Origin of the sequence: Kordia sp. SMS9 (genome assembly GCF_003352465.1) — a bacterium.
Lineage (GTDB): Bacteria > Bacteroidota > Bacteroidia > Flavobacteriales > Flavobacteriaceae > Kordia.
Window position 1 is genome coordinate 1,213,632 of sequence record NZ_CP031153.1, and the last position, 14,055, is coordinate 1,227,686.

Annotated in this window: 7 protein-coding genes; 4 read left to right on the top strand and 3 right to left on the bottom strand. The window is 36.2% G+C overall.

What is annotated here, in order from left to right; all coding sequences use genetic code 11:
• Window positions 1-5: 5 nt before the first annotated feature.
• On the bottom strand, window positions 6-2,411 hold the full coding sequence (locus KORDIASMS9_RS05290) for an outer membrane beta-barrel family protein (RefSeq protein ID WP_114901841.1): 2,406 nt from the start codon (window positions 2,409-2,411) through the stop codon (window positions 6-8).
• Window positions 2,412-2,567: 156 nt separating this feature from the next.
• Between KORDIASMS9_RS05290 and lepA the strand changes: the two genes are divergently transcribed.
• A complete protein-coding gene (lepA, locus tag KORDIASMS9_RS05295) occupies window positions 2,568-4,364 on the top strand; it encodes a translation elongation factor 4 (protein WP_114901842.1) in 1,797 nt (598 codons plus the stop codon).
• A 206-nt stretch (window positions 4,365-4,570) separates the two neighbouring features.
• Here the strand turns inward: lepA and KORDIASMS9_RS05300 are convergent, their stop codons facing one another.
• Both KORDIASMS9_RS05300 and KORDIASMS9_RS05305 read right to left on the bottom strand, forming a co-directional pair.
• The gene (locus KORDIASMS9_RS05300) at window positions 4,571-6,421 is read right to left on the bottom strand and encodes a sodium:proton antiporter (protein ID WP_114905154.1); all 1,851 of its coding nucleotides are present in this window, start codon (window positions 6,419-6,421) and stop codon (window positions 4,571-4,573) included.
• Window positions 6,422-6,685: 264 nt separating this feature from the next.
• Complete coding sequence (locus KORDIASMS9_RS05305) at window positions 6,686-9,097, bottom strand: HRDC domain-containing protein (protein ID WP_371412754.1); 2,412 nt, start codon at window positions 9,095-9,097, stop codon at window positions 6,686-6,688.
• Window positions 9,098-9,560: 463 nt separating this feature from the next.
• Here KORDIASMS9_RS05305 and KORDIASMS9_RS05310 point away from each other — a divergent pair, with 463 nt between their 5' ends.
• Genes KORDIASMS9_RS05310 through KORDIASMS9_RS05320 form a run of 3 tightly spaced genes read left to right on the top strand, consistent with a single transcriptional unit; the run spans window position 9,561 to window position 13,932 of the window.
• Complete coding sequence (locus KORDIASMS9_RS05310; protein WP_114901844.1) at window positions 9,561-10,418, top strand: MBL fold metallo-hydrolase; 858 nt, start codon at window positions 9,561-9,563, stop codon at window positions 10,416-10,418.
• A gap of 30 nt (window positions 10,419-10,448) precedes the next feature.
• A complete protein-coding gene (locus KORDIASMS9_RS05315) occupies window positions 10,449-12,071 on the top strand; it encodes a S8 family peptidase (RefSeq protein ID WP_114901845.1) in 1,623 nt (540 codons plus the stop codon).
• Between the two features lie 31 nt (window positions 12,072-12,102).
• Entirely contained in the window at window positions 12,103-13,932 is a 1,830-nt protein-coding gene (locus KORDIASMS9_RS05320; protein ID WP_114901846.1) for a M1 family metallopeptidase, read from the top strand.
• The last annotated feature ends 123 nt before the right edge of the window (window positions 13,933-14,055 follow it).

Sequence of the window (14,055 nt, forward strand, 5' to 3'; positions counted from 1 at the left end):
GGATACTAGTCCTTCAAACGTTCCTGCTCGGCAGAAGATTTGGTACGTTGATTGGTTTGCAATTTCGTGTTTCCGAAATTGTAACGGAGTCCTACACGAATGGTTTGCGTGTCGTAGTTAGAAAAGTAACGGCTATTTTGGTTTACAAATCGGGTCGTATTTGTAAATTCTTGTCCGTTTAAAATATCACTTAGTGTCAATGAAAGTGTTGCTTTTTTATTCCACAATGTCTTGCGAAGCGACAACGCTACTAGGTTGGTTCCTGAAACTTCTGAAAGTCCTTGAATGTTATCAGAAACATATAAGATGGAAAGATTTGCCGTTAAACTTTTATCTTTTAAAAATGTAAAATTATTGTCCAAAGTGGTATATAAAGACCATTTACTTTGCGTCGTTTGCACATTGTCACCTAGTGTAAAGGTATCGCTCATATTGAATACAGAGGAGACAAAAGAGACATCCCAAGTGTCTGAAACAGGAAAATAAGTGATAAAATCTAGCCCATAGTCTACATTTTTCTCAATGTTTGAAGCAAGATATTGTAAAATGTCGCTATCATTGTCTTGTAAAGTGAGTTCAAAAATTGCCGATTTGTTGTATGCATAATAGGCTTCAATAAAAAACGTATCGTTAATTTCTACACCTATTTTATACATATTTCTAATAGCAGGCTGCAATCGTGGGTTTCCTGCAGCAAAGGAAAAATCTGTAAAATTGAATCGGAACGGATTCAAATCGTCAAAGCTTGGACGTTGAATTCTTCGACTGAAATCTGCGTATACATTTACCTTTTCCGATACTTTATGACTGATATACGCCGTTGGAAACAATTCAAAATAATTTTGCGTATTCACTTGATTGGTACTTACAGAGTTTCCTCTGAGTTCTGTTTGTTCACCTCTAAAACCAACCTTTATACTCCAATCTTCCCAACTTTTCGCATAACTCACATACGCTGCATAAATAAATTCATCGTAATCAAATATGTCTGAGTTGTCCACATCAAGTGTGGAAATATCATTGATAATATTGAATTGCTGTAAATTACTTTTCGTGTCAATATTTGCTACTTTCGCTCCTGCTTCAAAGTTTGCTGTTTCACTGATGGGCAATTCATAATCTACTTGTCCACTCAAAATATTCGTGCGTTGATTGGCGTGTGTAGTAAATGCCGTAGAAAAATTAGGATTGGCAACAACCGTATAATCCGTTGCTACAGATTGATCGTTTGCCTTATCGTAATCTGTATAATGTACATTTGCCGAAAGTTGTTCGCCTTCTTTTTCAAATTTGTGTACGTAATCCAAATTCAATCCTAAGTTATGCTTGTCTTGATTGAATTTATTAATTGCCTGTAATGAAAAATCTTCGTTGGCTGCGGTTTGATCATCTATCACCGAATTGGTCTCTGTGTCTCGCTTCCAATACGGAAGATACAAGAAGCTTCCCGAAAAACGTACGGTGTTTTTTGCGTCAAATTCATAATCGACATTCAAGCTAAAATTATGTTGATTTGAGCGTTCATTTCTGTTAATGAGTGAGTTCCAAACGGACGTTGTTGTTGCATTATCCAAATAGTTAATCTCTTCATCATTATCACGATTGAGTTTGTTGTGCGTATAATTATAGTTTCCGAAAATATTGAACTTTCCACGCTTATAAAACTGATTGATTCCTCCGTTATAACGTGGAAAAACACCTTGTGTAAAGTTTCCATACACACTTCCATGATAGCCAACAATCAAGTTCTTTTCCATCACAATATTCAAAATCGTGCCACCTTGTGCATCATAGCGCGCTGGTGGATTGGTAATCACCTCAACAGATTTGATTGTTTCTGCAGGTGTTCCTTCCAACAATTGATAGATTTCACTTGACGAAAGATGTACTTTTCGATCGTTAATGTACACGGTTGGCGAGCCGTTTTTAACTGATAATGTATTGTTAATGACAATAACACCAGGTGTTCTACGCAACACTTCCCATGTGTTTTCTTCTGTAAGTGGTGTTCCTTGAATATTGAAAACCAAACGATCTATTTCTCGTTTTAATGAGGGTTTTTTATGGGTAATCGTTACGCCGTCCAACGCTTCCATATCTTTTTGAAGCACAATCGTACCTAAATTCAAGTTACTACGGACTTCCATAGTTTTGTTATAGGTTTTGTAGCCTAAAAAACTAATGTTTAATGTGTACTTGCCTGCCGTGATATTTTCGATTAAAAAAGTTCCTGTAGTTTCTGAAGAACTTCCTTTCACCACTTCGCCATCTTGAAGCAATACCGCATTGGCAAATGAGACTGCAGTTTCCGAATCGGAAGCAATCAGTTTACCTGTGACTTGATAGGTTTCTTGACCTACTGCGGTAAAAAATGTAAAAAGCACAATTAAACTTGTGATTTTTAGGTTCATGGCTATGGTTAGGTTAATTGGGCGCAAATATATTCATTTTTCTTGAACGTAGAAAAAAAGCTACATCATTAATTAAAAAAAGTTTGTATCTGTCTGTAAAACGCAGGTATTTACTTTGTAAAAAGCTATATTTGCACATTATTAGCGATGAATTAGATGAAGCACATTAGAAACTTTTGCATTATTGCACATATTGATCATGGAAAGAGTACGTTAGCGGACAGATTGTTAGATTTTACAGGATCTGTCACTGAACGAGAAAAGCAGGATCAATTATTAGATAGTATGGATTTAGAGCGTGAGCGTGGAATTACGATTAAATCGCATGCCATTCAAATGGAATATACGTATGAAGGACAAGAGTATATTTTAAATTTGATTGACACACCAGGACACGTAGATTTCTCCTATGAAGTATCACGATCTATTGCTGCGTGTGAAGGTGCTTTGCTTATTGTGGATGCTGCACAAAGCATTCAAGCACAAACTATCTCTAATTTATATTTGGCTTTAGAGAACGATCTGGAAATTATTCCGGTATTGAATAAAGTAGATTTACCAAGTGCCAATCCTGAAGAAGTAACCGATGATATTGTTGATTTATTAGGTTGCGATCCTGAAGAGGTCATTCACGCAAGTGGAAAAACAGGTTTTGGTGTCGATAATATTTTAGCAGCCGTTATTGACCGTATTCCTCCACCAAAAGGAAACCCTGACGAGCCATTACAAGCGTTGATTTTTGACTCTGTATACAATCCATTTCGCGGTGTAGAAACCTATTTTAGAGTCATGAATGGTTCTATAAAGAAAGGACAACTTATTAAGTTTGTAGCCACTGGAAACGAATACGGTGCTGATGAAGTTGGAACGTTAAAGTTGAGTCAGGTTGTAAAAAAAGAGATTAAAACTGGCGATGTTGGCTATTTAATTACTGGAATTAAAGATGCGCGCGAAGTAAAAGTCGGTGATACTATTACAGATGCTAAAACGCCAACTACCAATGCTATTGAAGGTTTTGAGGACGTAAAACCAATGGTTTTCGCAGGAATTTATCCTGTAGATACCGAAGATTATGAAGAATTGCGTAATTCGATGGAAAAACTGCAATTGAATGATGCTTCGTTGGTATTTACGCCAGAAAGTTCAGCCGCATTAGGATTTGGTTTCCGTTGTGGATTCTTAGGAATGTTGCACATGGAAATCATTCAAGAACGTTTGGAACGCGAATTCAACATGACGGTGATTACCACGGTTCCTAACGTATCGTATCATGCGTTTTCAAGAAAGAATCCTGAAGAAGTAATCATTGTCAATAATCCTTCCGATTTGCCCGATCCGTCAAGTTTAGATCGTGTGGAAGAACCGTATATTAAAGCGACGATTATCACAAAATCGGACTTTGTAGGGAATGTAATGTCCTTGTGTATTGAAAAACGCGGATTGATTACCAATCAAACGTATTTGACTACTGAGCGTGTGGAGTTGTCGTTTGACATGCCATTAGCTGAAATTGTATTTGATTTTTACGATCGATTGAAAACGGTTTCCAAAGGATATGCGTCGTTTGACTACTCGCCAATAGGAATGCGCAAGTCGAAATTGGTTCGTGTCGATATTTTATTGAATGCACAATCGGTTGATGCACTTTCTGCGTTGATTCATGCAGATAACGCGTATAACATCGGTAAAAAGATGTGTGAGAAGCTGAAAGAATTGATTCCAAGACAACAGTTTGATATTCCGGTTCAAGCTGCAATTGGTGCCAAAATTATTTCGCGTGAAACCATCAAAGCACTTCGTAAAGATGTAACGGCAAAATGTTACGGTGGTGATATCTCGCGTAAGCGTAAACTCCTTGAAAAGCAGAAAAAAGGGAAGAAGCGCATGCGCCAAGTTGGAAATGTAGAAATACCGCAACAAGCATTTATGGCAGTGTTGAAACTGAATGATTAAGTAGCATCTAAAGTTTAAAATTTTAGATCGTTTAATTTGAAACTCATACCAACACACAAGCTAAAACTATGATTCGTCATTACATTACGAGCGATAGCGAAATACTCTGTTTATAGTAGAACGTACTTCTTCTTTGAAGAAAAAGATTGACACATCATAAATTCCTCGCAAGGACGTTTCAAATTTGAAATTTTAGATAGCGCAAACTAAATCGTTTCCGTAGTTTCTACATCAAAAGGTTTTCCTAAATAGACAAGCTTCCAGGTTTTACCAACTTCTTCAAACTCTATTTCTTGAGAAGAAATAATGTCCAATTCACCGTTATCTTTTTTAATGAATAACGGCACAATGTCTTTATCGTTATGTGTCTGTTCAATAAGACTTTTATAGTGTGCAATATCTGTGATTTCAATTTCTTGTATGGAAGGATATTTGCGTGTTACTTCGGTGAGAGAGTTGTAATCATCAGTGCTTGAAAAAAGTCCTTCTGCCGGATTGTTATTTTCGTCTAACATTTCTTCTCTAGTAACCAATCGGAATGAACCATTTTCACCAAACTCAGCACCAAATTTGTCAATAGCATATTTGTTAATGCCTGAATTTCCTGTAAGTGCAATTAAATATCCAACATCATTCAATTCGATATTGTCGGTCAATGTGTTGGAATAAATATCTGTACTGATCGCTTCTAAACCAAGTTCTTTGGCTCTTTCAATATTGCTTAAATTGCTATCAATTAACACCACATGGCGTCCGTTCGTTTTAAGATAATGTCCTAACAAACGAGATACTTTGGAAGCACCCACAATCAGTATTCCTTCTGATTTTGTCAAAAACACACCTGACAATTTTGCAAATAAACGTGCTGTTGTTGCATTGAGTAACACGGTTCCGAGTACAATCATAAATACTAAAGGTGTAATATATTCTGCACCTTCTACACCTTGCTTAGCCAGCTTGCTACCAAATAACGAAGCAATACCAGCTGCTACAATTCCTCGTGGTCCAACCCAACTAATGAAGAGTTTTTCTTTCGTTTTTAATTTTGATTGTGCCGTACTCAAGAAAACGCCTATCGGTCGTATCACGAAAACCACCAACGCGAATAAGATGGCGGTTTTCCAATTGTACAGCAACAGTAAATCTTCTATATTGATATTCGCGGCAAGCAAGATAAAAAGGATGGAAATTAGCAAGACACTCAGCGATTCTTTAAAGTATAAAAGTTCTTTTATGTTTTCTAGTTTTCCATTTCCTAACACCATTCCCATCACAACAACTGCTAATAAACCAGATTCATGTGCAAAGATTTCCGATTCTACAAAAACTAATAAAACAACTGATAAAGAAACGACATTTAATAAGTAATGTGGAATCAATTTTTTATTGATCGCAAACGCCAACGCATGTGCAAACGTAAACCCGAATGTAGTTCCAAAAAGGATGATTTTTCCAAATTCAATTAGGGCAGTTTTGGTAAATCCACTATCGCCACCGACACTGATAAATTCAAACATTAAAACGGCAACCAATGCACCAATAGGATCAATTAAAATTCCTTCCCACTTTAATACCGCAGAAAGGTCTTTTTTTAGTGGAATGTTTCGAAGAATCGGCGTAATTACCGTTGGTCCAGTAACAATGATCAATCCAGAAAATAGAAACGATAAATCCCAGCTCAACTCAAATACAAAATGTGCGGCAATTCCAGCACCAAAAAAGGTGACTGCGGAACCTAGCGTGATCAATTTTGTAATGACAGGACCTACATTTTTTATTTCAGATCGTTTCAAAGTCAGTCCGCCTTCAAACAGAATGATACTAATGGCAAGCGACACAAAGTTAAAGAGACTTTCTCCGGGAAACAGTCCTTTTTGTTTGTCGTTATCCCAAATAGGTTCAATCCATTTGGTACCATCTTCCGATAAATATTCTGCAGCAATGGGGCCAACAAGCAGCCCAATTAATATTAATGGTAGAATCGCTGGAATTTTAAATTTCCACGCAAACCACTGTGCCAATATTCCTAAAATAATAATCCCAGCTAATTCGAGCATGTACGCAATTTTTTTGAAACGTAAATTTAACAATTATAATGGTAAAGTACACCCAATAAAACTCGTATCACAAAAATCTTTGCGATTATTTTATTTTTTTAAATTGATATTCTGTGTTTTGTGTACTAGTAAAACCTGTTCTTTGTTGTGTTTTATACCAATGCTACTATCATCTGCGATGTATGGAATTGGTATGAGTTCTTGTAGCTTGTAAATAAACTTGGTTTCCTAATTTCATAAACAGTACAATAGCAAATCTATAAATTATTGTTCCTTACTGTAATTGACCAAGATGCGAAGTTCATTATATGAAAAATCCGTGCCTGCAATTTCTTTGAGTTCGTTTAAGCTTTCAAACGTATTGTTTTTAATGATTTCTAATCCTTTGGTTATTTTTGCTTCGGGTAGAATTTCGGTAATGTCCAACACGCCTTCCACAACAAAATGCCCCAAATGTCCCAAAATAGTGGAAGCCGCCAACCCTCTTTTTTCGGCAATTTCTTCTACAGATAAACCTTCTTTAAAAAAGTCTAACGAAATTTCTTTGGTATTTTTCTTGGCAACTTCAATCACTACTTCTTCTTGTTTTGGTGACAAATTGTGTTTTGCCGAATATTCTTTGATGATTTCTAAGATTTCTTCACCATACTTTTCAACACGCACTTTGCCCATGCCATGTATTTTTCGGAGTTGTTTTGGTGTGGCTGGCAACATTTCGCACATTTCAAATAAGGAGTTTTGTGTAAATACTTGAAACGGCGGAATGTTTTCAGAATTGGAAACGCTCAATCTAAACAATCGTAAATCTTCAAACAATTCTTCATGCGTTGTAGAAGTGGCTATGGCGCGTTTTACGACTTTCACTTCTGAAACTTCTAAAATAGAGTTTGCGCGTACTTTTAAGTAGTTTTCTGTGGAAAAATGACCTGATAATGCCTCTAAAATTTTAGTTTTTACAGCTAATTTATCTTCTAAGTCCTTCAATTGTTTTTCAAAATCTTTGGATACGGCTTGGTTGTCTGTGGCAAATGTAAGCGTACTTAACACCGTTGTGATATTTTCCTTCGTTTTCTCTTTAAAATAGGCAATCGCTTTCTTAAAACGCGCTTGAATCGTAGCATCTTCTTCAGGGTTTTCTACAGTTGCTGACAAGGATTCCAATTGACTTTTGAAGGTGGTATTAATCTTGAGAAAAGGCACAATTCCTTTGTCTTTAATGGTTTCTAGTGGTTGCAAAATGTGTCCGCTGAGTGTATTTTTATTTTTATAATAAATATCTATCAATCGTTTTACAGGATATAAAAACGGATGATAATCAAATACTTCGCTCATTAAATTGAGTTGAAACGCTTTTTTAGACGCTTTCAAATCGGCTTCCGTAGGTTCGTTTTCTTCTAGTTGTGCTGTAAACGTATCTACCGTAGCATCACTAATAATACTCGCCGCTTTTATCGGAGTTTTTAATACAATTCCTTCCAAGGTTTTACACCGACTCAACGCTACATAGGTTTGTCCGTGCGCAAAAGAAGCTTCCGCATCAATAATCGCTTTATCAAAGGTTAATCCTTGACTTTTATGAATGGTAATTGCCCACGCCAATCGCAACGGAATTTGCGTATATGTTCCCTCAATAGTATTTGAAATTTCTTTGGTTTCCTTGTTGAGCGTATATTTTATGTTTTCCCAAGTTTCGTATGTTGCTTCAATAATATCATCTTCGGAACATTTTACAGTGACAGTATCTTCATCTAAATAAATTACGGTGCCAATTTTACCGTTGTAATAACGCTTTTCCAGAGAACTATCATTTTTAATAAACATGACTTGCGCACCTTCTTTCAACATTAAGTTTTCACTATTTGGATAGGTTTTTTCGCTAAAATTCCCTGAAATCTCTGCAATATAAGTGCGTTCTTGTGTTTCTAAATTGTCTAATTCTTTTTGATTGATAGCATCTGCACGATTGTTATGTGTGGTCAATGTAATGTAACTATCTTCTTTTGCAGGCGTAAAATCTGGCTGGTATTGTTTGTTTAGTATTTCTGCGGAAGCGGAAGACAATGTATTGGTCCGAATTTCGTTCAAAATCGCAATAAATGCTTGGTTTTGCTGTCGGTAAATATATTTTAATTCAATCGCTAAAATAGCTGCTTTTTGATACGCTATGCTGCTAAAAAAATAAGCTGTTTTGTAATAGTTTTTAAGCAATTCCCATTCGTTTGGCCGTACCACTGGCGAGAGTTGTTGCAAATCACCAATCAATAATAATTGTACGCCACCAAACGGTTTTGTGTTATTTTTATACCGACACAATACTTCATTAATTCCATCCAACACATCGGCGCGCACCATACTAATTTCATCAATAATCACAAGATCTAACGATCGTATAATATCAATTTTGGTTTTACTAAACTTGCGTTGAATTTTGGGGTTTCTTCCAGTATTTCCAGGAATGAAAGGTTCAAAAGGCAATTGAAAAAAGGAATGAATCGTGACACCTTTTGCATTGATGGCGGCAACACCTGTAGGTGCTACGACAACCAATCGTTTTAAAGAGGTCGCTTTTACTTTATGTAAAAAAGTAGTTTTACCAGTACCTGCTTTTCCTGTAAGAAATAAATTCCGATTTGTTTTTTCTATAAAATTAAATGCTAACTCTAGCTCCTTGTTCATTTCCATAAGATGTTTCTTGTCTTAAAGGTAAAAAAATAGATGATATACGGTTTTTGAGCTGTTTTCAGTTTAGTATTCATGATTCCTTATTTCGAAATCGCATTAAATATATAAGAATTTTATGGCATCAAACGTACGTTGATATATTTTTTCAAAAATTATCATTATTGTAGCTAAAGCCTTTTGATATTGTTAGAATTGGAGTTGTATTTTTCCAAATCTAAAAGCAAATATCCTAGAATCTGCCATACTTGCACTTCACTTTAATGCGACATTAATTTTTAATCTGTATTGATAAAAAAACGGTTTATTACTAAAGTGTTTCTACAGATGAATTGAATAATTTATATTGAACTGATGCTAAATCATCTTCAAAAGACACCCAGTTTTCTTAATAAAAACTTAACAATTACCTTTTTTTCCTGCGGTTTTGTTAATTTGCGAGATAAAACTTGAAACAGATATGAAGCTGTATCCCATTGAAGCTGGAAACTTTAAATTAGATGGTGGAGCCATGTTTGGCGTGGTACCAAAATCCTTATGGCAACGCACCAATCCTGCAGATGCTCATAATATGATTGATATAGCGGCGCGCTGTTTATTAATTGAAGATGGCAATCGACTCATTTTGGTGGATACTGGCATGGGCAACAAGCAAAGCGATAAATTTTACGGCTACTATTACCTTTGGGGCGATGACTCGATAGAAAAATCACTAAAAAAATACGGTTTTCATAAAGACGATATTACGGATGTATTTATGACACATCTGCACTTTGATCATTGTGGCGGAAGCATTCAATGGAATAAAGATCGTACTGGGTATGAACCTGCGTTTAAAAATGCACGTTTTTGGAGCAATGAAAATCATTGGAAATGGGCAACAGAACCCAATAGACGCGAAAAAGCATCGTTTTTAAAGGAAAATATCATTCCAATGGAAGAAAGCGGTCACCTCAACTTTATTGCACAACCAAAGGTGGATATTTTGGAAAATTCAGCATTAGGTTTTGATGTCTTTTTTGCGAATGGACACACCGACAAACAAATGATTCCCATGATTCAATACAACGGAAAAACCATTTGTTTTATGGCAGATTTGTTGGCAACCGCTGGACATTTACCAATTCCATTTGTCATGGGCTACGACACCAGACCTTTGCTTACCTTAGATGAAAAAGAAAAATTTCTTAATCTGGCGGCAGACAACAATTTTTACCTCTTTCTAGAACATGATGCACACAACGAAATCATCACCGTAAAACACACAGAAAAAGGTGTACGACTCCACGAAGTTTTTACATGTAACGAAATACTTTAAACCCACATTTATATTAAATAACTTAGAATAATGAAAATACTAAAAACCTCAATTTTTGCTGCGTCTTTGCTAATCTTAGCATCCTGTAGTACGACAGCGCCTATATTATCAACTCCTATTGCAAACATTGATGCAACGCCTTTAAAAGAGCGTACATTGACGAAAGAAGAACTCAAATCTTGGAGTCATAAAGACTTGGTAACGGATACCATTCCTGGAATGAGTATCGACAAAGCGTATGCAGAAATTCTTAAAGGAAGAAAAGGGAAAAAAGTACTTGTGGCTGTGTTGGACTCTGGAATTGATATTGATCATGAAGATTTAAATGACGTAATTTGGACCAATCCGAAAGAAAAGCCTAACAATGGAAAAGACGATGACAAAAACGGATATATAGATGATATTCACGGTTGGAACTTTTTAGGCGATTCATACAATGAAAATTTAGAAAAAACACGGATCGTAAAAAGAGGAAAAAGTCATCCCAATTTAGAAGAAGCAAAAACTGGAATTGAAGATGATTATAATGAATATTCGCAAGGAAAAATACAATTGGAACAAATTAATACGCGCGTCAAAGATGCAAATGCAGCTTTTAAAGCTTATTTTAAGAAAGATGCGTATACGATGGACGACATCAATAAGATTGAATCGCCAGATGAAACCATGTCACAACACATTTTCATCGCAAAACGTATTATGGGTAATGGACGTTTTGAAAGCTTAGATGAAGTAGAAAAAGAAATTGATGACAATATCGTTTCGTTTACCGAGCGTTTAAATTACAATTTGAATGTAGATTTTGACGGACGCTCCGTTGTCGGAGACGATCCGTATGACATTACGGATACTGATTATGGTAACGCAAACGTTAAGCATTCTGTAAAAACAGAATCGCACGGAACACATGTTGCAGGAATTATTGCTGCCGAACGTAATAACGGAATCGGAATGAATGGTGTCGCAAATAATGTTGAAATTATGGCAGTACGTATGGTACCAAATGGTGATGAGTATGACAAAGATGTTGCTTTAGGAATTCGATATGCGGTTGATAATGGCGCACAAATCATCAATTGTAGTTTTGGTAAATACTTTTCTCAAAACAACGAATGGGTTCGTGATGCCATCGCTTACGCGGGAAAAAACAATGTATTGATTGTAAAAGCTGCTGGAAACGAAAATGAAAATTTAGATATCAAATCGGTATTTCCAAACGATCAAACACCTACAGGAACTGAAATTTCAGATACGTTTTTAACCGTTGGATCACTTCAAAACAAATATGGTTCGCAAATGGTATCTGGTTTTTCTAATTACGGACAAAACAATGTAGATGTTTTTGCACCAGGATCAAGCATTTATTCAACATTTCCAGAGAATGAATACAAGTCTATCGGAGGAACTTCTATGGCAGCTCCAGGTGTTTCTGGAATTGCTGCATTGATCATGTCTCAATATCCGAAATTGACGGCTGCACAAGTAAAGAAAATCATCATGCAATCTGGATTACCTATCAATAGAGATGTGGTTGTAGATCAAAAGAAAAACGCAATGCCATTTTCTCAAGGATCTAAGTCAGGAAAAATAGCAAACGCATACAACGCACTTATTTTAGCAGATAAAGTAAGTAGAGGAAAAGTTCAGTTGTAATCGTTCACAAAAAAAATCTAAACCAAAATAGATGAAAATTTTCAATAAACTAAACATCCTTCTCGTCTTAGCGTTTATTGCTTGCAGGCCACAACAAGCAGCTATTGGCGGAAGCAAAAGTACCTCAGTATCCGCTACATATTGGCAACAAAAAGTCAACTACGAAATGGAAATTGACATGAATGTGGATACCTATCAATACACTGGAACACAAAAATTAGTCTACACGAATAACTCACCTGATGTGTTGGATAAAGTGTATTATCATTTATACTTTAATGCGTTTCAGCCAGGAAGTGAAATGGACGTACGTTCCAGAACTATTGCCGATCCTGATAGAAGAGTAGGCGATCGTATTAGCAAGCTTTCAGATTCAGAGATTGGCTTTTTACGTGTAAATTCATTAACACAAGATGGAAAAAGCCTTTCGTATACTACAGAAGGTACTATTTTAGAAGTCACCTTGGCAAAACCTATTCAACCAGGCGCTTCTACCACTTTTAATATGAATTTTAAAGGACAAGTTCCTGTACAAATTCGTCGTTCTGGTAGAAACAGTAGTGAAGGTGTAGCATTGTCTATGACGCAATGGTATCCAAAAATGGCAGAATATGACTTTGAAGGTTGGCATACACCTCCATATATTGGGAGAGAATTTCATGGTGTTTGGGGCGATTTTGATGTAAAAATTACCATAGATAAAACCTATATTTTAGGTGGAACTGGCTACTTGCAAAATCCAAATGAAATCGGCTACGGCTATGAAACAGGAACTGTAGAAAGACCTGCTGGAGACAAACTGACTTGGCATTTTAAAGCACCAAATGTGCACGATTTTACCTGGGCTGCTGATCCTGAGTATGTACATGACACGTATGAAGGTGCCAATGGCGTAAAACTTCACTTTTTGTACAAAAATGATCCTGCAATTAAAGACAACTGGAAAGAATTACAGGTAAAAACAGCAGAAATGTTGGTGTATTTTAATAGATATGTAGGACAATATCCGTACAAACAATATTCTGTAATTCAAGGAGGCGATGGTGGAATGGAATATGCAATGTGTACGCTAATTACAGGAAAAAGAAGTCTTAACAGTCTTATAGGTGTAACGGCGCACGAGTTGGCACACACATGGTTTCAATTCTTATTGGCAACCAACGAATCGAAGCACGAATGGATGGATGAAGGATTTACAACCTATATTTCTAACCGTTGCATGAATCATATTATGGACCGAAATCAAGAGAATCCGTACAAAGGTTCGTACAGTTCGTATTTTCGTTTGGTAAAATCAGGAAAGCAACAACCGTTGACGACACATGCTGATCGTTACGAATACAACGGAGCGTATGGCGCTTCTGCATATAGCAAAGGCGCTATTTTCTTAGCACAATTGGAATATGTAATTGGAAAGAAAAATGTTGAAAAAACGTTGAATAAATACTTTGATGATTTCAAATTCAAGCATCCTACACCAAACGATATTAAAAGAACGGCTGAAAAAGTTTCAGGAATTCATTTAGATTGGTATTTGACAGATTGGGCTAAAACCACCAATACGATTGATTATGGCGTAAAAGAAATCAGTGGAAACAAGGTTGTTTTAGAACGTATTGGATTGATGCCAATGCCGATAGATATTACGGTAACGTATGCGGATGGTTCTAGTGAAGAATTTTACATTCCATTGCGCATGATGCGCGGTGAAAAACCAACTTCAGCGACTCAAAAAGCAGATTGGGCTTGGGCATATCCAACCTATACTTTAGAAACTAGTAAAACAGTACAAAGTGTTGAAATTGATCCATCACAATTGATGGCAGATATCAACAGGGACAATAATGTTGCGCAACAGTAGAAAGTAGCCGCAACTTTTCATAAAAAAGAGGCTGACTTAAAGGTCACGATTTCGTCAAACCGAACTTGATTCGGTTTATCATAACAGCTAAAAATCAGCTCAATGAGATTCTGGATCACGTCC